The following is a 19,663-nucleotide window of genomic DNA, read 5'->3' as shown; positions in this document are numbered from 1 at the left end:
GCCCTCCTCATCGGGCCGTCTCCCGCGCGGCGTCGTCCGCGCGGACCGCGTCGAAGGCGTCCCGCAGCACGGCCCGCTCGTCCGCGTCGGGCCCGGTGCCGCGCACGTGGGCGACGAAGTCCTCCGCGATCTCCTGGTCGCTGCGGTCGGCCAGGCGCCGGGCGTAGGAGGTCCCGGCGTCCTCGGCGGCGCGCTCGGGGTCGAAGAGGAGGGCGAGGGTGTGCGGGAACCGCTCGGTGAGCCGGGCCATGGGGTCGGCGGGGCGCACCGGGTCGGTGAGCGTCGCCTCGACCCACGCCTCCTCGTGCCGTGCCAGCTCCGGGTCGGCGAGCAGGTCCTCCAGCCGTCCGCGCAGGCGGGCCAGCGGACGCGGCACGGGGCAGTCGATCCGCTCGGCGCTCAGCGCGCCGCCGGGGCCGAGGTCGACGAGCCACATGCTCTTGCGGTGGCCGGCCTCGGAGAAGGAGTACGGCAGCGGGGAGCCGGAGTAGCGGACCCGTTCGGTGATGGTCTGGCAGCCGTGCAGGTGGCCGAGGGCCACGTAGTCCACGCCGTCGAAGATCCCGGCGGGCACGGCGGCCACTCCGCCGACGGTGATGTCCCGCTCGCTGTCGCTGGGCTCGCCGCCGGTGACGAAGGCGTGGGCGAGGACGACGGAGCGGGTGCCCGGGGCGCGGGCGGCGAGGTCGGCGCGGACCCGGTCCATGGCGGCGGCGAGCACGGCCTCGTGGCCCGCCCTGTCCACGGCGAACTCGTCCTTGACCAGGGCGGGTTCGAGGTACGGCAGCCCGTAGAAGGCGACGTCCCCGTGCGCGTCGGCCAGCACCACCGGGGTGCCGCACGCCGCGGGCTCGGTCCGCAGGTGGATGCCGGCCCGTCCGATCAGCCCGGCGCCCACGCCCAGACGGCGGGCGGAGTCGTGGTTCCCGGAGATCATCACCGTGGGCACGCCGAGACCGGCGAGGCGGTGCAGGGTGTCGTCGAACAGTTCGACCGCGGCCAGCGGCGGCACCGCCCGGTCGTACACGTCGCCCGACACGACCACCGCGTCCACGGCGCGCTCGCGCACGGTGGTGACGAGGTGGCCGATGAAGTCGGCCTGGGCGCCGAGCATGCCGACCCGGTGGAACGACCGTCCCAGATGCCAGTCGGAGGTGTGCAGGATTCTCACGTCGCCGCTCCGGCCCGCATCTCTCTCCTCACCTGGCCTCCGGGGACAGCGCCGGTCCCGCGGGGCCGGCGCTGTGAGCACCCACCACGGTAACGCCCGTGGGCACCTGTGCCCTCACCGCCCTCGGGCGGCCCGAAGGACACGGCCCGCCCCGGGACGGGGCGGACCGTGAGGGGGCCGGAGGTTCAGCGTCCGCCGGTCAGCAGCACCGGGCTCGGCAGCCCGTTCTCCTGCTCGTCGTACCCGACGACCGTGATCCCCTGCGGGGTCCAGGCCAGTCCGCTCAGGTGCCGGCTCCCGGCCGGGTCGGCCTGCGGCACCTCCAGCGACGACCAGCGCCCGTCGCGCAGCCGCATCGCGTACGGGGTGCCGTCCGGCCGCTCGCCGGTCACCGCGACCCCGCCGGGGGTGAGGGCCAGGTCGTCGACGCGGCCGGCGTCCGCCGGCACCGGCACCTGCCGCCAGGCGCGGCCGTCCCAGCGCATGACCAGGGCGTGCCCGGTGTCCTCGTCGTCGTTCAGCTTGCGGCCCGCCGCCCAGATGTCGCCGGGCCCGCGCACCTCCAGGTCGAGGAGTTCGCCGTTCACCCCGTCGTAGGGGACCGGGACGCGGGACCAGGAGCCGCCGTCGTAGTGGAGCATCATCGGCTGGTCCTGCGAGGTGTAGCCGGAGACCCACACGTCGTCGGCGGCGAGGGCGGTGACGGAGCTCACCCACAGCGAGCCGGCGTCCGGCACGGGCACGATGTGCCACGCGGTGCCGTCCCAGTGCTGGACCAGCGCCTCCGCGTGGGTTTCCACGACCGTCCCGCCGGGCTTGTCCGGGTTCGGGCTGGGCCTCTCGCTGTCGACGACCTCGAGCCAGCCGACCGCCCACACGTCGTCGGCGGAGCGGGCCGACACGTCCAGCAGTCCGCTGCCCAGGAGCCGCACCCCTTCGGGCGCCGGGGCGTCGATCACCTGCCAGGCGGTGCCGTCCCAGTGCTGGGTGCGGAAGGCGCCGCGCGCCTCGTCGTACAGCCCGACCGCCCAGGCGTCGTCCTGCGACACGGCGCTGATCTCGCTGATCTGGTCGGAGCCCTGGCTGAACGGCGGCATCGGCATCTCCCGCCAGTCCCGCTCGCCGTCGTCCCGGGTCAGCAGCAGGGGTGCCGAGCGCTCGGCCTTGCCCTCCCGGCTCACCCGCATCCCGTACGCCCAGGTGGTGTCACCGTCGACCCGGGTGATCCCGGTCAGCGCGGCGTCGCCCGCCCAGGACAGTTCCGCCGGGGACCATCCCGCGCCGGCGTGCGCCGTCGCCGGCGACGCGACGGCCACCGCGGCGGCCAGCGCCACGGCGCCCGCTCTCATCCGTACACGCGTCTTCCTCATGCCGAGCACTCCCTGCTCTCCTTCCGGGTGCCAACGTCTGCACCCCTTTCAGTGCGCCGGGAGAGGCGGCGGGTTGCACCCGAGGCTCACCACCCGGGTGCCGTACCCGGGTGGTGAGCCTGTCGGGGCGGGTGCGTTCAGCAGCCGGTGGTCCAGATGTGGGAGTCGCCGCGGTCGTTGGCTCCTGCGTTGTAGCCGACCTCCTGGCCGGGGCGCAGGCAGATGGTGACGCCGCCGCCCTGCCAGGCGCTGGCGTAGACCTTGACGTGGTCCTTGATGCCCGGGCCGGAGATGCCGTGGTTGGCCCAGGAGCTGTCCTGGTCGGCGATGTTGCCCTCCCACCAGCCGTCGTCGCCGGACCAGCTCACGCCCAGGCCGCCGAAGTTGGCGTCGGTGTAGGCGCAGAAGTTCCCGCGGGCGCAGGGGGCGGCGGCGTGGGCCGCGGTGGGCACGGTGACCAGGGTGGCAGCGGCGGCGAGGATCAGGCCGGCCGTGGTGGCGAGGGTCTTGCGCATGATGTCGGTCCTTTCGGTGGGTGAGGCCGAGTGGTCCCGGCGGGACGCACTCGCTGAACCCGGTGCCCTGCCGGCCGGTCGCCGGCCGGGCCCCGGGAGTCCTGTCGGGGAGGTGTCAGAGGCCGTGCCGCACGGCGTGGCGCAGACCCTGCTCGCGCATGCGCCGGTGGTCGGCGATCAGTTCGGCGTACTCGGCCCGTACCTCGGCCGCGTGGTGTCGCTCCAGCCTGGTCCCGGTGGCGGCGAGGTCCGTGCTCCGCACGCACCGGGCCTCGGCCACGGCCCACCGCCGTTGCAGGGCCGCGGCCCGGTCCGGCGGGAGGTCACGGGCCTGGCGCTGCCAGGCGGTGCGCAGTTCACCGGGGTCGTCGGCCTTGTGCACCGGGGCGATGCAGCGGGCCCAGCGGGTGAGCGCGGCCCGGTAGGCGGGGTCCCGGACCACGCGGTGGTGGGTGGCGGCCTCCAGGTTGTCGACCGCCACCGTGGCGCGGAACCAGCGGGCCTGGTCGCCGTAGAGGATGCGCTGTGCCTGGGCGAGGCACCCGTCGCTGTTGGCCCGGACGACCAGCCCGGTGGCCGTCCGGGTGGACAGTTCCCGGCGCCCGGTGCCGAACAGCGCGTCGACGAGCCGTTGCTGCTGCCGCGCCTCCTGCCCGCCGGGCCGCGGCGCCTGTGCGCGGGCGCCGTCCGCGCCGTCCGCACCGTCTGGGTTCCCGGTGTCCGACGCGCCGCCGAAGCCGTACTCGGCGGCCCAGGCGGGGTCGTCGATCCCGTACGGGAACGCGCGTCGTGCCGCCGGTTCCCGGTCCGGCGCGGAGCCGTCGCCGGTGCGGGCCCCGTCCCCTGCCCCGGGCGAGGCCGGCGGTGGTGCCATCCCGCGTTCCCTCAGGCACCGCCCGGCGAGCTCCGACTCGGCCCGCTTCAGCAGGTCGTCCTGGGCCCGGGCGGACCGCGGCACGGACCGCGTCCGCTCCGCACCGTCCCGGCCCGGGCCTTCCCCGCAGCCGCCCACCGTGGACACCGCGCACAGCGACAGCGCCACCGTGGCGACGAACCTCGAAGCCCGCACCGTGGTCACCCCCTGCCCCGTCCGGTCGCGTGGACCGGATCGGCCGCCCTCCGACTCCCCCGTCGGCTCGGCTCCATTACAGGGGAGGCGAGGTCGGTTGTGATCCTCGGAAGTGATAGGGCGGCGCGGGGGCGGGCCGTTCGCCGGTGTCCGGCCCGCCGCTCAGTTGCCCGTGGTGGCGAGTTTCGCCGCGAAGCCGAGGAAGAGGGCGCCGGCTCCGGTGGTCAGCGCCGCCGACAGCCGCCGGCGGCGGCGGAACTGGGCCGAGAGATACGTACCGCCGAGGATCAGCAAGGTCACGTAACTGACGCTGATCGCCTGGTAGATCAGTGCGAGCAGGCCGAAGGAGAGCACCGGGTGGGGGTAGGCCGGGTCCACGAACTGCACGAAGAAGGAGATGAAGAACAGGATCGCCTTCGGGTTGAGCAGCGTGATCAGCAGCGACCGGCGGAACGGCCGCTCGTCGTGGCGCGTGTCTTCCGGGCTCTCGGCCGGTGCCGCCGCCCTCCGCGTGCGCCATGTCCTCAGGGCTCCGCGGAGCATGCCGACGGCGATCCAGGCCAGATAGCCGGCCCCCGCGTATTTGATCGCCGAGAAGACGAGCGCGTTGGCGCGCAGCAGCGAGGCGAGTCCCGCGGCGGTGAGCAGCATCAGCAGGGTCTCGCCGAGGAACACGCCCGCCGCCGCCCGGTACCCGGTCCGCACTCCGCGCCGTGCCGCCACGGACAGCGTGTAGAGGGAACTCGGCCCCGGCAGCAGGATGATGAGGAGTGTCCCCAGGGCGTAGGTGGACAGGCTGGACACTCCCAGCATCGGCTTCACTCCCTTCGTGGCGACCGCGGCCGGCCACCGGTGACCACACCGGTGGCCGGCCGCGGTCGCCGGTGTGGTCACCGGTGGCTAGCCGACGTTGTTGCCGGTGCGTACGTTGTGCGCCATGACCAACCGGTCGACTTCCGCGATCCGTTGCAGAGCGTAGTCCTCGGTGATGTGGGTGAAGTTCTCCGCCCACGCGGCCGCGAGTTCGTCGATGTCGAGCAGGTCCTGTTCGCCGAAGCGTTCGCGCAGCTCCGCCCGCTTCTCGGGGGTGAGGGTGATGTCGAGATCGGCCAGGTACGCGTCGATCTCCGTGCTGCTCTTGAAGAACGAGGGCTTCTCGTGGTCGACGAGAAGGTCCCACGCCGGACTGTTGGGCAGGGGGATGAACCGGGAGAACTCGACGGACGACAGCTCGACCTCGCCCAGCATCCGCCGGATGCCCTCGATCGTCCGGTCCAGCGTCTGCGGGCGTTCGCCCGGCGCCCCCGCGATGTACGAGGCGTGTACGGAGATCCCGGCCTTGTTGAGCAGCCGGATCGCCTCCAGGTTCGTCGCGTCGGTGGTCTTGTTCTTCCGCTGCGCCTCCAGCATCTCGGGGTCGGCGGCGTCGAGTCCGATGTTCACCCGGGTCACGCCGAGGCGGCGGCACTTGTCCACGTTGTTGCGCTTGGTCAGGCCCAGCGCTCGCGCGTACACCATGACCTCCAGCTCACCGTTGTCGATACGGCGGCGGATGTGGCGGGGAGTGGCGTCGATGAGGGCGTCGACATAACGCGGGCTGGCGGTGAAGCTGTCGTACACCTCGAAGAAGAGGTTGATGCCGAATTCCCGGTTGTAGGTCTCCACCGCCTTCCAGAATCCGCTCGGTTCGCCCGTGTTGACGGTGAGGTCGGCGATGCTGCAATAGGTGCAGCGTTTGTATCCGTTCTCACAGCCGCGGGCGTTGTTCACGGTGACGGGTCTGACCGTGTGGTCGTGCAGATGCCCGAACTGCTCCCGGTAGTTCCGGGCGTACACGTCGAGTTCGTCGCGTATGAACGCCAGGTCCGGAATCGTGTTGCGTTCGGCGAGCGCGTACCGGGGCGCGGCGTTGGAGACGATCGCCTCGCCCTGCCGGTGGACCAGCGAGGAGACGTCCGACACCGGACCGCCGGACAGGAGCGCGCCGACCAGTTCCACGAAGGGCGTCTCCCCCACGTCGTTGGCGACGACATAGTCGACGCAGGGCCGGTTGGCCAGGATGAGCTCGGGGAAGAACCCGGCGTGGTCGTCCCCGAGGACGACCCTGGCCCCGACCTGTTTCGCGGTGTCGGCGATCTTGAGCGCCTCGCCGTAGGTGGGGGTCAGGGCGCTCACCCCGACGAGGTCCGGTCCGAATTCCCGCACTTTTCTCTGCACTTCGGCGGTATTGCTGATACCTCCGTCGACCACGCGTGCCTCCACCTGATCGCCGAAGGTGTCACGTATCGCCGTGGCGAGCTGGATGATACCGATGTGGGGATAGCAGGCGTAGTTGGACGCGTTTCCGTTGGCAGTGGGGTTCGGGGCGTTCGCCAGAAGCACCTTCAGCGGCATTCTTCCCTCCGCTACGAAGATCGGTGCCCTGATCGTGGCGACGAGGACGAGGTGTGTCATCCCCCCCTCGTTGATTTTTGGTCGCCCGCCGGCGGGCCGGTCACCGGACATGTTTCGGAGCCCTTGGGGAGCACTGGTGCATGCGCCCTACATGCACTCTCTGCGCCCTTCTCGGGGAAGCGGGCCGCTGTGTCCGGGCGAGGACCGCAAGGATCCGGCCGACCGGCCGCTTTCCGCTCGCGGGCCGGGCTCCGGCGGACTTGACCGAATGTCGCCCCTCCGCCGTCCGGTGGACGGGCGGGACCGGGAAGCGGCGCGCCCACCCGCCTCCGGTCCCCCTTCCCGGCTCACACGTCCCCGTACGCCTCCCCGCCCGGCTCGAACCGGGCCGTCCCCGCGGTCGCGTCCGCCAGCCACGCGCGGAAGGCGTCCACGTCGGCGTCCGGCAGGCCGATCTCCAGGGTGACCTCCTCGCCGTAGCGCACGTCCCGGATCGCGCGCCCGGCCGCGCGCAGGTCGTTCTGGAGCTTGCCGGCCCGCTGGTGGTCGACCGTCACGGTGGCCAGGCGGAACCGGCGGCGGGTGATCGTGCCGAGGGCGTCGAGCGCCTCGCCGACCGTCCCTCCGTAGGCGCGGATGAGCCCGCCGGCGCCCAGCTTGACGCCGCCGTAGTAGCGGGTGACGACGGCGACGACGTACCGCATGTCGCGGCGCAGCAGCATCTGGAGCATGGGCAGGCCGGCGGTGCCGCCGGGTTCCCCGTCGTCGCTGGCCTTCTGGACGGAGGCGTCGGCGCCGATGACGTACGCCCAGCAGTTGTGCGTGGCGTCCGCGTGCTCCTTGCGCACGGCCGCGACGAAGTCCTGCGCCTCCTGCTCGGTGGCCGCCGGGGCGAGGGCGCACAGGAAGCGGGAGCGGTTGATCTCGGTTTCGTGCACGCCCGCGCGGGCGACCGTGCGGTACTCGTCCTGCATCCGGCCAGCCTACGGGGGCCGCGCGGAACGCCTGCTCACCCGGGGTGGCGGGGCGGGCGCCGGGAATCGGTCACGCGGCGCCGGCGTTGTCCGGACGACAGCGCGTCCAGCAGTCCCGCAGTCCAAGGAGGCCGCCGATGTACGGCGACGAGGCAACCGTCCGCAAGATCCTCACCGAGCTCGGCGACACCTGGGCCGTGGTGGGCCTGTCGAACAACCGGCAGCGCGCGGCGTACGGCGTCGCCGAGGTGCTCCAGCGCTTCGGCAAGCGCGTCGTGCCCGTCCATCCCAAGGCGGAGACGGTGCACGGCGAGCCGGGGTACGCCTCCCTCGCGGACGTCCCCTTCGACGTGGACGTCGTCGACGTGTTCGTCAACAGCGAGCTGGCCGGGCCGGTCGCCGACGAGGCGGTCGCCAAGGGCGCGAAGGCGGTGTGGTTCCAGCTGGGGGTCGTCGACGAGGCCGCCTACGAGCGGACGCGGGCCGCCGGGCTGGAGATGGTGATGGACCGCTGCCCCGCGATCGAGATCCCGCGCCTGGGCTGACCCGCCCGCTCACCGGCGGCCCCGCCTCCGCGGCGCACCCGTGCGGGCGGGAGGCGGCTGCCACCTCCCCCGCGCCCGCCTCCCCATGCCCGCCTCCTCTGCGTCCGCTTCCCCGTGCCCACCTCCCCTGCGTCCACTTCTCCCCGCGCCGCCTCCCTCCGCGCCCGCCTCCCCGTGCCCCCGCCGGTCCTCCCCGGCGATAATGCGCGGATGACCTCGCACTTTCCCCACCCGCACCCGCACCCGGACCGCGTCGCCACCGCCCCGCGGCACTTCCCGGTCGTCATCGTCGGCGCAGGCCCGGCCGGGCTCACCGTCGGCGCCGTCCTGCGCGCCGCGGGCGTCGACTGCCTGGTGCTGGAGACGGAGAGCCGGGAGTTCATCGAAGCCCGGCCCCGTGCGGGCTTCGTCGAGGAGTGGGCGGTGCGCGAGCTCCGGCGGCGGGGCCTGGCACGGGAGCTGCTGGACGCGGCACCGACGCAGACCGAGTGCGAGTTCCGGGTCGGCGGCGACCGGCACCGGTTCCGGTACACCGAGCTGACCGGGCACCGTCACTTCGTCTGCCCGCAGCCGCTGCTGGTGACGGAGCTGGTCCGCGAGTACGCGGACGTGCGGGGCGGTGCGATCGCCTTCGGCGTACGGGACGTGGCACTGCACGACCTCGGCACGGACCGGCCCGCGGTGTCGTACGTCTGCCCGGACACGGGCGAACGGCGGCTGGTGCGCTGCGACTTCGTCGCCGGGTGCGACGGGGCGCGCGGGGTGACGCGGACCGCGCTGCCGCCGGAGCGCACCTCGCGGCACGACTACGGGATCGGCTGGCTGGCGCTGCTGGCCGAGGCGCCGCCGTCCTGCGACTGCGTCGTCTTCGGCATCCATCCGCGGGGTTTCGCCGCGCACATGGCCCGCGGCCCGCAGGTCACCCGCTACTACCTCGAATGCCCCTCCGGCGACGACCCGGAGAACTGGCCGCACGACCGGGTGTGGACCGAGCTGAGCCACCGCCTGGCCGCCACCGGCGCCGAGCCGCTCACCGAGGGACGGCTGCTCGAGAAGCGCGTCCTGGACATGCACAACTACGTCGTCGACCCCATGGTGCACGGCCGCCTCTTCCTCGCCGGTGACGCGGCCCACCTCACCGCGCCGATCGCCGCCAAGGGCATGAACCTCGCCCTGCACGACGCCTTCCTGCTGGGCGACGCGCTCGCCGCCCGTCTCACCACGGGCGACGAGCGCGGCCTGCGCGGCTACGGCGAGGCGAGCCTGCGGCGCGTGTGGCAGTACCAGGAGTTCTCGCTGTGGCTGTCCGACGTGTTCCACGGCGCCTCGTCGGGCAACCCGTTCCGCGCCGGTACGACGCTGGCCCGGCTGCGCCGCCTGCTCGCCTCCCCTCCGGCGGCGGCGGCCTTCGCCGACCTGTACATCGGCAGGAACGCCGACCACTGACCCGGCGGACCGGCGCCTGGCGCCGGCCGGTCCCGGACGTCAGGCGACGCCCAGCCCCTCCAGCACCACCGCTTGGGGCAGTTCCGCGAACGCCTTGCCGGGGACCAGCAGTTTGCCGCGCCGGCGTCCGCTGCCGACGAGGACGTACGGCAGGTCGGTGACGGCCGGGTCCACCAGGATCGGCCAGCCCTCGGGCAGGCCGACGGGGGTGATGCCGCCGTACTCCATGCCCGTCTCCCCCGTGGCCGTGTCCATGGGGGCGAACGATGCCTTGCGGGCGCCCAGGTGCCGGCGGACGGCGCCGTTGACGTCGACCCGGGTGGTGGAGAGCACCACGCACGCCGCGAGCGTGGTCCCGCCGCCGCGTTTGCCCGTGACCACCACGCAGTTGGCGGACTGTTCGAGCAGCTCGCGGCCGTAGTGCTCGACGAAGGTGGCGGTGTCGGCCCACTGCGGGTCGGTGTCGACGTAGACGATCTGGTCGGCGGGGACGCTGCCGCGCCAGTGGCGTACCGCGTCGGCGACCGGCCGGGTCAGCTCGTCGAGGCAGTCGGGCGCGGGCCGGGCGTTGTCGAAGTGTCCGATGGGTGCGTGCATGGCCGCACGCTAGCAACGGCGGGCGGTCCCGCGGCCGGGTGTCTCAGCGGACGGGCGGGACCGAGACCGCCATGACCATCTCCATGGGCACGTCGCCGTCGTTGCCGTAGGTGTGCGGGGCGTCGGCCTCGAAGGACGCGCTGGCGCCCGCCGGGACGCGGTGCGCCACGCCGTCGACGGTGAGGGTCAGTTCCCCGGCCGTGACGTGCACGAGCTCGACCGTGCCGGCGAGATGCGGGTCGGACGGGCTGCTCTCGCCGGGCATGAGCCGCCAGTCCCACATCTCCAGCGGCCCGGGCGCCTCGGTGCCCGCCAGGAGCCGGTTGTAGCTGCCGGCGTCGGTGTGCCAGAGCCGGACGGCCTGCTCGGCGGGGACGATGCGGACCCGGGGGCCCTGCTCGTAGTCGAGCAGGGTGGTGATGCTGACGCCGAGGGCGTCGCCGATCTTGACGACCGTGCCGAGGCTGGGGTTGGTGCGGGCCTGCTCGATCTGGATGAGCATGCCGCGGCTGACCCCGGCGCGGGCGGCGAGCGCGTCGAGGGTGAAGCCGCGCTCGGTGCGCCAGCGCTTGACGTTGCGCGCCAGGGACTGGGTCAGCAGGTCGAGGTCCGACACATTCCGTCCAATATCGTGGATGACACAGTACAACTTATTGAACTATGGTGGGGTGCACCTGATCGTTCACTGAACTGTACTGCGAGGCCACCGTCCCATGACAGCTCTCTTCGCCCTGGCCACCAGCCTCCTGTGGGGCCTGGCAGATTTCGGCGGCGGGGTACTGAGCCGGCGTACCCCCGCCCTCACGGTGGTCGTCGTCTCCCAGTCCCTCGCGGTCGTCGTCCTCGGCGCGATCGTCGTCGCCACCGGCGGCTGGAGCGAGGCGGGGCCGAAGCTGTGGTTCGCCGTGGCCGCCGGCCTGGTGGGCCCGGTGGCGATGCTCGCCTTCTACAAGGCGCTCGCCCTGGGCCCGATGGGCGTCGTCTCCCCGCTCGGCTCGCTCGGCGTGGCCGTCCCGGTCGGCGTCGGCCTGGTGCTGGGCGAGCGTCCGGGGCTGCTGCAGTTCACGGGCATCCTGGTCGCCGTCGCCGGTGTCGTCCTCGCGGGCGGTCCGCAGCTGCGGGGCGCCCCGGTCCAGCGGCAGGCCGTGGTCCTCACGCTGGTCGCGGCGTTCGGCTTCGGCGCCGTCATGGCCCTGATCGCGGAGGCGTCGACCACGGTCACGGGCCTGTTCCTCGCCCTGTTCGTGCAGCGCGTCACGAACATCGTCGTGGGCGGTACGGCCCTGTGCGTCTCCGTTCGGCGCGGCGGCGCGGCCCTCCCGCCGGAAGGCTTCCCGTGGCGCTCGCTCCCGGCGCTCGCCTTCGTGGGCCTCGCCGACGTCGCGGCGAACGGCACCTACTCCGTCGCCGCCCAGCACGGCCCGGTCACGGTGGCCGCCGTGCTCGCCTCCCTCTACCCGGTGGTGACGGCGCTCGCCGCACGCGGGTTCCTCAGCGAACGGCTGCGCGCCGTCCAGGCGGCGGGCGCGGGGCTCGCGCTGGCGGGCACGGTCCTGCTGGCGGCGGGCTGAGGACCGGGCTCTCTCCGCGGGGCCACCGGCCCAGGCCCTCTACGCCTCGGCGGACCGCGCCGCCGCCTCCCCCGCCGCCGCTTCCCCGTCCGCCGCCGCCTCCGCCAGCGCCAGCAGCTGCTCCGGGGTGACGCCCTCCGGTATCGGCACCGGTGCCGGGGTCCTGAGCGGCGGCTGCCAGCCGTCGGCGGGGGTCCAGCGCCGTACGACCCGGGCGGGGGCGCCCGCGACCACGCTGTGGTCGGGCACCGTGCCGCGGACCACGGCGCCCGCGGCCACCACCACGTTCCGCCCGATCCGCGCCCCCGGCAGGATCACCGCGCCGGTGCCGATCCAGCAGCCGGGGCCGATCTCCACCGGTTCCATCCGGGGCCACTGCTTGCCGATGGGCTCGTGGGGGTCGTCGTAGGAGTGGTTGGTGGAGGTGACGTAGACGTACGGCCCGACGTAGCAGTCGCTGCCGATGGTGACCGTGGTGTCGGCGATGACGTGGCTGCCGCGGCCCAGGACGACGCCGTCGCCGATGCGCAGGATCGGCTCGGGGCCGAGGTCGAGGCCGGGCATCAGCCCGGCGGTGAGGGTGACCTGCTCGCCGATGATGCAGTGGGCGCCCAGGTGGATCCACGGTTCGCCGAAGACCGTGCCGAGCGGGAAGGCGAGCCGCGTGCCGGTGCCGAGCGCGCCGAAGCGGAAGCGCCCGGGGTGCTCGGCGGTGACGGACCCCGTGCGCTGCGCCCAGGCCCACCCCGCGTGGACGGCGCGCTGCGCGAGGCGGCGCCGCCAGGACGAGAACGTGTTCTTGGGCTTGGGCACCCGCTTACCGTACTCAGCGCGCGCGGCGCCGCTGCCGCCCCGGGTCTGTGATCTTCACCCCACCGGGTGGCGTACGGTGCCGTGTATCACCCGACCAGGAGGCGATGATGACGCACAACGCGCTGATCAGAGGCATCGGCGGCAAGGAACCGAAGGTGGACGCGGAGGCGTTCGTGGCGCCGACGTCCACGGTCGTCGGGGACGTGACACTGCACGCGGGGGCGAGCGTCTGGTACGGGGCGGTGCTGCGCGGCGACATCGAGCGGATCGAGGTCGGGGCGGACAGCAACGTCCAGGACAACTGCACCCTCCACGCCGACCCCGGCTTCCCCGTCACCGTCGGCGAGCGCGTCTCCATCGGGCACAACGCGGTGGTGCACGGCGCGACCGTCGAGGACGACTGCCTGATCGGCATGGGCGCCACCGTCCTCAACGGCGCGGTGATCGGCGCCGGTTCCCTGGTCGCCGCCCAGGCCCTGGTCCCGCAGGGCATGGAGGTGCCCCCGGGCTCCCTCGTCGCGGGCGTGCCGGCGAAGGTGAAGCGGCAGCTGACGGACGAGGAGCGCGAGGGCGTCACCCTGAACGGGACGATGTACGCGGAGCTGGCCAGGGCGCACCGCGAGGTCCACGACGACCGGCGCTGACGCCCGGGGTCTCAGTCGGTGGCCGGGACCGTCTCCGGCTCGGCCGCCGGCGCCTGCCCCGGTGCCGCCGCCTTCGCCTTGCGCTTGAGGACCAGCATCGAGGCCAGGCCGATCAGCACGGCGGCCACCAGGCCCAGCCAGGAGAAGCGCTTGAGCCAGGACTCGGCGACGATCCCGACGTAGTAGATGACGGCGGTGGTGCCGCCCGCCCAGACGATGCCGCCGAGGACGTTGGCGATCAGGAACTTCCAGTACGGCATCCGCAGCACGCCCGCCAGCGGGCCGGCGAAGATGCGCAGCAGGGCGACGAAGCGGCCGAAGAAGACGGCCCACATGCCCCACTTCTGGAAGGACCGCTCGGCGGTGGCGATGTGGCCCTCGCCGAAGTGCCGGGGGAACTTCCTCCCCAGCCAGGCCAGCAGCGGCCGTCCGCCCTTGCGGCCGATGGCGTAGCCGAGGGAATCGCCGATCACGGCACCGGCGCTGGCGCACACGCCGAGGATCACCGGGTCGATGCCGGCGTGCTGGGAGGACAGCAGGGCCGCCGAGACCAGGATGATCTCGCCCGGCAACGGGATGCCCAGGCTCTCCAGTCCGATGACCAGTCCCACGACGGCGTAGACGGCTGCCGCGGGCACGGTGTCGAGCCACTCCTGGACGTGCAATGCCCCATCCTCCCGATTCGCGTCCCTGCTGCCCCGGGCTTCCCGGACGTATGCGGCTCTCCCGGACATGCGCGGTTCTCCCGGGCGTGGGGTTTTCCCGGACGTGCGCGCGAGGCAGCGCACGCCCGGGAAGCCTACCGGGTCACCGGTCGGCTCCCGCGTCCCGCGGGGTCGGAGGTGTCACGGACCACAGCGCCCGGACCACAGCGCCGGGATCACAGCACCGGGACCCGCGGCATCACGGGCCGCCGCATCGAGGGCCACGGCGGCCCCGTCCGCCGGGCCTCGCGTCACCGGCGCACCTCCACGGCGGTGCGCAGCCGCAGGTCGCGGGAGGAGGCCCCGATCCACACCGTGCGCCGGCCCGTGCCCAGCACCCAGTCGTGCCGCCCCGGGTCCCAGCACGACAGCGTGCGCGCGCCGACGTGCACGGTGACCCGCCGCCGCTCCCCCGGGCGCAGGGTGAGGCGGCGGTACCCGCCCAGCACCCGTACGGCCTGGTCGAGCCGCAGGTCCGGCGCGGGCCCGACGTACACCTGCGGCACCGTCACGCCCGCGCGCCGTCCGGTGTTGCGGACGGTGAAGCTCACCGCGACCCCGTCGCGGGTGCGGCGCGCCGACGGTTCGGCGTAGGAGAAGGAGGTGTACGACAGCCCGTGCCCGAACGGGAACAGCGGGCGCACCCCCTCCCGGTCGTACCAGCGGTGGCCGATGTGGACGCCCTCCGTGTACTCCTGCCGGCCGTCGACGCCCGGGTAGCGCAGCGGGTCCCCGGCGACCGGGTGGTGGGCGTCGTCGCGGGGGAAGGACTGGGTGAGCCGGCCGCCCGGGTCGCAGTCGCCGTACAGGACGGCGGCGGTGGCGGCGGCTCCTTCCTGGCCCGGGTAGTACATCTGCAGGACGGCCCCGGTCCGTTCCAGCCAGGGCATGGTGGTCGCCGAGGAGGTGTTGAGGACGACGGTGGTGCGCGGGTTGGCCGCGGTGACGGCCTCGATCAGCCGTTCCTGGTTGCCGGGCAGCGCCAGCGTGGTGCGGTCCTGGCCCTCGGTGGCGTCCTCGTAGGCGAACAGCACCACGTCGCGGGCGCCGCGCGCGGCGCGTACGGCCTCGGCGACGTCCTCGGCCCGGGTCGCGCCGGTGATGCGGCGCAGCCGGAACAGCTGCCCCTGCTCCCCGCCCCGCACGGTGATGCGCAGCCGGTGGGCGCCCCGGGTCAGCTTCGGCGTGGCGCGGCGCACGGCGAGGCCGTCGGGGGCGGAGGTGACCAGGCCGCCGGAGAAGTACTCGGTGTAGCCGGGCGCGAGCGGGAAGAGCTCCTCGCCGTCGAGCAGGACCTGAGGGCGGAGGGTGGGCGGGGCGGAGTAGTGGAGGACGAAGGTCCACTCGCCGGCGTCGGCCTCGGTGACGGTGAGGGTGCCGTCGTACGTCCAGGTCCGTCCGGCGGCGACCCGCTGCGCCTCGGTGTCGAAGGCCGGGCTGAGCGCGGCGGCGGGCAGAGGCTTGCCGAAGAGGTCCTCGCCGAGCGCGTACGTCACCCGCGCGGCGCGCCGCCCGAGGACGTCCAGGGGGCTGTCGGCGCGGTCGGGGACGACGTGGGCACTGCCGCCGCCGCTGACCAGCGGCAGCGCTCCGGTCGGGCCGATCACCGCGAGCGTGCCGCCGGGGCGCAGCGGCAGGGTGCCGCGCTCGTTGCGCAGCAGGGTGGCGCCCGCCTTGGCGACCTCCAGGGCGACGGCGGCCCCCGCCTCGGCGTCCCGCCCGGGGCGGGGCGGTGCGCTGCCGTCGAGGAGCCCGAAGCGGTCCATCACGGCGAGGACGCGGCGTACCGCCCGGTCGACGTACCGCTCGGGCACGCTGCCGTCCTCCACGGCCCTGCGCAGCGCCGTCCCGAACCAGGTGCCGTCGGGCATCTCCATGTCGAGGCCCGCGGTGAGGGAGGCGGCCGTGCCGTGGGTGGCGGACCAGTCGCTCATCACCCACCCGTCGAAGCCCCACCGCTCGCGCAGCACCCCGGTCAGCAGTGCCTCGTTCTCGCAGGCGAAGGTGCCGTTGACCTTGTTGTAGGCGGCCATCACCGCACCGGTGCCGGCGGCGACGGCCGCCTCGAAGCCGCGCAGCTCGGTCTCGTGCATCGTGCGCTCGTCGGCCCGCACGTCGACCGACATGCGGTCCTTCTCCTGGTTGTTCAGCGCGAAGTGCTTGACGGTCGCGACGAGGCCCTCTTCCTGGATGCCCCCGATCTCGGCGGCGACCAGGTCGCAGGAGAGCAGTGGGTCCTCGGAGAAGGTCTCGAAGTTGCGGCCCGCGTAGGGGGTGCGGATCAGGTTGACCATCGGGGACAGCAGCACGTCCTGCCCGAGGGCGCGGCCCTCGCGGCCGATGACCCGGCCGTAGCGGCGGGCCAGCTCCGGGTCGAAGGCGGAGGCCAGCAGGACGGGGGCGGGCAGGGCGGTGGCGCGGGCGGTCACCCGGACCCCGGCCGGGCCGTCGGCCAGGCGCAGGGGCGGGATGCCGAGGCGTTCCACGCCGGGGACGTAGCCCGCCTGGCCGAGCGGTGCCGGGTCGGTGGCGCCGTGCAGGAGGGAGATCTTCTCGGCGAGGGTCAGCCGGGCGAGGAGCCGTTCGACGCGCGGGCCTGCGCCCTCGCCGGGACCGGCCGGCGCCGAGGCGTGCGCGAGGGGCGGAAGTCCGCCGCCGGCCGCCGCGGCGACGGCGACGGCGCCGCCCAGCAGACGCAGGGCGGACCGCCGGGGAACGGTGTCGGTAGCGGTATTGGTGTCGGTGTCGGTCATGGGCCGTCACTCCTCCGGGGTGCGGGCACGACGAGGCGAACCGCATCTGCGCCCGCTCCACCAAACGCTCTACCGGTCGGCCCACCAATCGGTCCACCGGTCGGTCCACCGGTCCGCGCATCGGCTTCGGAACGCACTGCGCTTCTGCAGGCACTATGCGTCACCGGCGACTTGACACACCGTTGGCGGCCCGGCGCGGCGGGAGAACCAGCCTCCCTGGCGACCCACCGCACCGGGGCACTTCCGAGATCCCCGAAGCCCTCCGGCCGGGGGGAGGGCCCGCGCGATTCCTCGCGAGGCGTCAGCCGTTGGGCCGCAGGGTCCAGACGACGGTCATCTCGCCGGTCACCGCGCCGTCCTCCCGCCGGATGGCGACGCCCACCGGGAACTCCGGGCGCTTGCCCTCGTCCAGTTCCGCGACGACCTCGGCGATCGGGCGGCCCAGGGTCGCCGTCGCCGTGACCGGGCCCAGCGCGATCTTCTTGAACGCGATCTCGGCGTTGACCGGCAGCGGCACGGCGCGCGCGAGCTGGTCGCCGAAGGCGGCCAGGACGATGGCGCCGCTGGCCGACTCGCCGAGGGTGAACATCGCTCCGGCGTGCGGCCCGCCGACGTGGTTGCGGTACTCGTCCTGGTCCGGGAGGGCCAGCACGGCCTTCTCCGGGGTGGTCTCCAGGTACTGGAGGTTCAGGGTGCGAACCATCGGCACCGTGGCGGCGAGCAACTCGCCGATCGACATCTGGTCTGCGTTCATGACCGGCAGGTTACCCGTCGGTAGCTTACGGGGCCAGGGACCGGCCGCGACACGGGCGGGCCCGCGGAGGGCCGACGGGCGCCCCGAGACCGGCCGGAAGCCATTTGGCAAGTCGGGCGGCCTGCGGCGATAGTCGGCCCGTGACCACCACCGCCGCCGCCTCCCGACGCCCCCGCAGACCCGCCTGGGCGGGCCGCAACTACTCCCTGCTGACCGCCGCCGCGGTGGTCACGAGCCTCGGCAGCCAGGGCGCGCTGATCGCCGCCGCGTTCGCCGTGCTGGAGGCCGGGGGCGACGGCGGCGACGTGGGCCTGGTGGCCGCCGCCCGCACGCTGCCGCTGGTGCTGTTCCTGCTGATCGGCGGCGCCGTCGCGGACCGCCTGCCGCGCCACCGGGTCATGGTCGCGGCCAACGCCCTCAACTGCCTGTCGCAGGCCGCCTTCGCCGCGCTCGTCCTGACCGGCCAGGCGCAGCTGTGGCAGATGATGCTGCTGACCGCGCTGGGCGGCACCGGCCAGGCGTTCTTCAGCCCAGCGGCCGAGGGCATGCTGATGTCCTCGGTCCAGGGCGAGCAGGCGGGCCGCGCCTTCGCGGTGTTCCGGATGGCGATGCAGGGCGCGGCCCTGGGCGGCGCCGCGCTGGGCGGCGCGATGGTCGCCGTGATCGGTCCGGGCTGGGTGCTCGCGGCGGACGCGGCGGCGTTCGCGGTCGCCGGGGCGCTGCGCGGCCTGCTCGACGTGAGCCACATCCCGCCGCGGGAACCGGGTGGCGGCTTGCTCTCCGACCTGCGGGAGGGCTGGCGGGAGGTGGCCGGCCGGCCGTGGCTGTGGGGCATCGTCGTCCAGTTCTCCATCGCCAACGCGGTCGTCGGCGCGGCCGACGCGGTCTACGGCCCCCTCGTCGCCCGGGACCATCTGGGCGGGGCGGGGCCCTGGGGCCTGGCGCTGGGCTTCTTCGGCGCCGGCACGGTCGCGGGCGCGCTGCTGATGACCCGCTGGAAGCCGCGCCGCCTGCTGCTCGCGGGCACGCTGTGCGTCTTCCCGCTCGCCCTGCCCTCCGCCGCGCTCGCCGTCCCGGTCCCGATCGGTGCGCTGTGCGCGGTGATGTTCGTGACCGGCGTGACGCTGGAGGTCTTCGGCGTCTCCTGGATGACCGCGCTGCACCAGGAGATACCGGAGGACAAGCTCTCCCGGGTCTCGGCCTACGACTGGTTCGGCTCGGTGGCGCTGATGCCGCTGGCGACGGCGCTGGCGGGCCCGGCCGAGGAGGCGTTCGGGCGGACGCCGTCGCTGTGGGGCTGCGCGGGGCTGATCGTGCTGATGACGGCGCTGGTGCTGTGCGTGCCGGACGTACGGAACCTGCGGCGCCGCACGCAGCCCGTGGCCCGGGGCGGCCAGGAGGCCGGCGAGGGCTCAGCCGATGCCGAACGCCCCGTCGGGGGGCTCGGGTGACGGTACGGCGTCCTCGTCCCGCACCGGGCGGGCGCCGCCGGTGAAGTCCCGCAGCGCCGCCCCGTGCTCCACCCGGGCGGGGAAGGCGTCGGCGGCGGCGAGCCGGGCCAGCGCGGCCACGGGCAGGGGGCGGTGGGCCGCCGCCAGCACCGCGTTGCCGAAACGGCGTCCGCGCAGCACGCCCGGCTCGGCGATCAGCGCCAGTTCCCCGAAGACCTCCGCGAAGGTGGCGAGCTGGGAGCGCAGGAAGGCGAACGGGGCGCCGTCGGCCAGGTTGGCCACGTACACGCCGTCGTCCCGCAGGACCCGCCCGGCCTCGCGGGCGTAGGCGACCGAGGTCAGGTGCGCGGGCACGCGTGAGCCGCCGAAGACGTCGGCGACCAGGAGGTCGGCCGAGTCCGCGGGCGCGGCCTCCAGCCAGGCGCGGGCGTCGGCGGCGTGCAGGATGATGCCGGCGCCGTCCGGGAGCGGCAGGTGCTCGGCGACCAGCTCCAGCAGGCCGCGGTCGGCCTCCACGACGTCCTGCCGGGAGCCGGGCCGGGTCGCGGCCAGGTACCGGGGCAGGGTGAGCGCGCCGCCTCCGAGGTGCAGCACGTCCAGCGCGCGCCCCGGCTCGGCGACGGTGTCCAGGACGTGCCCGAGCCGCCGGGCGTACTCGAACTCCAGGTGCTCCGGCGCGTCCAGGTCGACGTACGACTGCGGCGCCCCGTCGACCGTCAGCAGCCAGGCCCGCTCCCGGTCGACGTCGGGCATCAGCTTGGCGGTGCCGTGATCGACGGCTCGGCTCACGGGGATCGGCTCGTTCACGGGCTCATTGTGCCGGTACGGCACCCACGCGGACCCCGCCGGGCGTCCCTGCCACCCCGCACCACCCCTGCCAGCCTCCCCCAGC

Annotated in this window: 19 protein-coding genes; 5 read left to right on the top strand and 14 right to left on the bottom strand. The window is 74.1% G+C overall.

Going from position 1 to position 19,663, the window contains the following annotated elements; all coding sequences use genetic code 11:
* Positions 1 to 7 precede the first annotated feature (7 nt).
* From ABZ340_RS12640 to ABZ340_RS12610, 7 genes are all read right to left on the bottom strand, one after another.
* Positions 8 to 1,171, bottom strand: a complete 1,164-nt coding sequence (locus ABZ340_RS12640) for an exonuclease SbcCD subunit D (protein ID WP_358781741.1) — start codon at positions 1,169 to 1,171, stop codon at positions 8 to 10.
* Between the two features lie 185 nt (positions 1,172 to 1,356).
* Positions 1,357 to 2,541, bottom strand: coding sequence for a hypothetical protein (locus ABZ340_RS12635; RefSeq protein WP_358781740.1), 1,185 nt, complete (start codon positions 2,539 to 2,541; stop codon positions 1,357 to 1,359).
* Between the two features lie 137 nt (positions 2,542 to 2,678).
* Complete coding sequence (locus ABZ340_RS12630; RefSeq protein ID WP_358781739.1) at positions 2,679 to 3,056, bottom strand: peptidase inhibitor family I36 protein; 378 nt, start codon at positions 3,054 to 3,056, stop codon at positions 2,679 to 2,681.
* A gap of 115 nt (positions 3,057 to 3,171) precedes the next feature.
* On the bottom strand, positions 3,172 to 4,125 hold the full coding sequence (locus ABZ340_RS12625; RefSeq protein WP_358781738.1) for a hypothetical protein: 954 nt from the start codon (positions 4,123 to 4,125) through the stop codon (positions 3,172 to 3,174).
* A 162-nt stretch (positions 4,126 to 4,287) separates the two neighbouring features.
* The gene (leuE, locus tag ABZ340_RS12620) at positions 4,288 to 4,938 is read right to left on the bottom strand and encodes a leucine efflux protein LeuE (protein WP_358781737.1); all 651 of its coding nucleotides are present in this window, start codon (positions 4,936 to 4,938) and stop codon (positions 4,288 to 4,290) included.
* Between the two features lie 87 nt (positions 4,939 to 5,025).
* Positions 5,026 to 6,579 (bottom strand): radical SAM protein, encoded by a 1,554-nt coding sequence (locus ABZ340_RS12615; RefSeq protein ID WP_358781736.1) that lies wholly within the window; start codon positions 6,577 to 6,579, stop codon positions 5,026 to 5,028.
* Between the two features lie 287 nt (positions 6,580 to 6,866).
* Positions 6,867 to 7,493: a YigZ family protein gene (locus tag ABZ340_RS12610; protein ID WP_358781735.1), complete on the bottom strand. Its 627-nt coding sequence runs from the start codon at positions 7,491 to 7,493 to the stop codon at positions 6,867 to 6,869.
* A gap of 137 nt (positions 7,494 to 7,630) precedes the next feature.
* Here ABZ340_RS12610 and ABZ340_RS12605 point away from each other — a divergent pair, with 137 nt between their 5' ends.
* Positions 7,631 to 8,038: a CoA-binding protein gene (locus tag ABZ340_RS12605; protein WP_358781734.1), complete on the top strand. Its 408-nt coding sequence runs from the start codon at positions 7,631 to 7,633 to the stop codon at positions 8,036 to 8,038.
* 210 nt (positions 8,039 to 8,248) lie between these two features.
* Positions 8,249 to 9,484 carry a 4-hydroxybenzoate 3-monooxygenase gene (locus ABZ340_RS12600; protein ID WP_358781733.1) on the top strand — a complete coding sequence of 412 codons (1,236 nt, stop codon included), beginning with the start codon at positions 8,249 to 8,251 and terminating at the stop codon, positions 9,482 to 9,484.
* 39 nt (positions 9,485 to 9,523) lie between these two features.
* On the opposite strand, the gene ABZ340_RS12595 is transcribed toward ABZ340_RS12600, so the two are convergent.
* Both ABZ340_RS12595 and ABZ340_RS12590 read right to left on the bottom strand, forming a co-directional pair.
* Positions 9,524 to 10,081 carry a YbaK/EbsC family protein gene (locus tag ABZ340_RS12595; protein WP_358781732.1) on the bottom strand — a complete coding sequence of 186 codons (558 nt, stop codon included), beginning with the start codon at positions 10,079 to 10,081 and terminating at the stop codon, positions 9,524 to 9,526.
* Positions 10,082 to 10,124: 43 nt separating this feature from the next.
* Entirely contained in the window at positions 10,125 to 10,697 is a 573-nt protein-coding gene (locus ABZ340_RS12590; protein ID WP_358781731.1) for an XRE family transcriptional regulator, read from the bottom strand.
* Between the two features lie 97 nt (positions 10,698 to 10,794).
* Between ABZ340_RS12590 and ABZ340_RS12585 the strand changes: the two genes are divergently transcribed.
* Positions 10,795 to 11,652 (top strand): EamA family transporter, encoded by an 858-nt coding sequence (locus ABZ340_RS12585; RefSeq protein ID WP_358781730.1) that lies wholly within the window; start codon positions 10,795 to 10,797, stop codon positions 11,650 to 11,652.
* A 39-nt stretch (positions 11,653 to 11,691) separates the two neighbouring features.
* Here ABZ340_RS12585 and ABZ340_RS12580 read toward each other — a convergent pair whose 3' ends face one another.
* Complete coding sequence (locus tag ABZ340_RS12580) at positions 11,692 to 12,465, bottom strand: acyltransferase (protein ID WP_358781729.1); 774 nt, start codon at positions 12,463 to 12,465, stop codon at positions 11,692 to 11,694.
* Between the two features lie 107 nt (positions 12,466 to 12,572).
* Here ABZ340_RS12580 and ABZ340_RS12575 point away from each other — a divergent pair, with 107 nt between their 5' ends.
* Positions 12,573 to 13,109: a gamma carbonic anhydrase family protein gene (locus ABZ340_RS12575; protein WP_358781796.1), complete on the top strand. Its 537-nt coding sequence runs from the start codon at positions 12,573 to 12,575 to the stop codon at positions 13,107 to 13,109.
* Positions 13,110 to 13,120: 11 nt separating this feature from the next.
* Here the strand turns inward: ABZ340_RS12575 and ABZ340_RS12570 are convergent, their stop codons facing one another.
* The 3 genes from ABZ340_RS12570 to ABZ340_RS12560 all read right to left on the bottom strand — a co-directional run bounded on the left by ABZ340_RS12570 (position 13,121) and on the right by ABZ340_RS12560 (position 17,305).
* Positions 13,121 to 13,774, bottom strand: coding sequence for a DedA family protein (locus ABZ340_RS12570; RefSeq protein WP_358781728.1), 654 nt, complete (start codon positions 13,772 to 13,774; stop codon positions 13,121 to 13,123).
* Positions 13,775 to 14,064: 290 nt separating this feature from the next.
* Entirely contained in the window at positions 14,065 to 16,566 is a 2,502-nt protein-coding gene (locus ABZ340_RS12565) for a glycoside hydrolase family 3 N-terminal domain-containing protein (RefSeq protein WP_358781727.1), read from the bottom strand.
* Positions 16,567 to 16,867: 301 nt separating this feature from the next.
* Positions 16,868 to 17,305, bottom strand: a complete 438-nt coding sequence (locus ABZ340_RS12560) for a DUF4442 domain-containing protein (RefSeq protein ID WP_358781795.1) — start codon at positions 17,303 to 17,305, stop codon at positions 16,868 to 16,870.
* Positions 17,306 to 17,460: 155 nt separating this feature from the next.
* Here ABZ340_RS12560 and ABZ340_RS12555 point away from each other — a divergent pair, with 155 nt between their 5' ends.
* Positions 17,461 to 18,771 (top strand): MFS transporter, encoded by a 1,311-nt coding sequence (locus ABZ340_RS12555; protein WP_358781726.1) that lies wholly within the window; start codon positions 17,461 to 17,463, stop codon positions 18,769 to 18,771.
* Here the strand turns inward: ABZ340_RS12555 and ABZ340_RS12550 are convergent.
* Positions 18,733 to 19,578 (bottom strand): fused MFS/spermidine synthase, encoded by an 846-nt coding sequence (locus ABZ340_RS12550; protein WP_358781725.1) that lies wholly within the window; start codon positions 19,576 to 19,578, stop codon positions 18,733 to 18,735. The two genes, ABZ340_RS12555 and ABZ340_RS12550, sit on opposite strands and share 39 nt — an antisense overlap.
* Positions 19,579 to 19,663: the final 85 nt, after the last annotated feature.

Source organism: Streptomyces sp. NPDC006134 (assembly GCF_040628835.1).
In the GTDB taxonomy this organism is placed as follows: domain Bacteria; phylum Actinomycetota; class Actinomycetes; order Streptomycetales; family Streptomycetaceae; genus Streptomyces.
The sequence above is the reverse complement of the archived record's forward strand: the minus strand, read 5'-3'. Positions and strand labels throughout refer to the sequence as shown.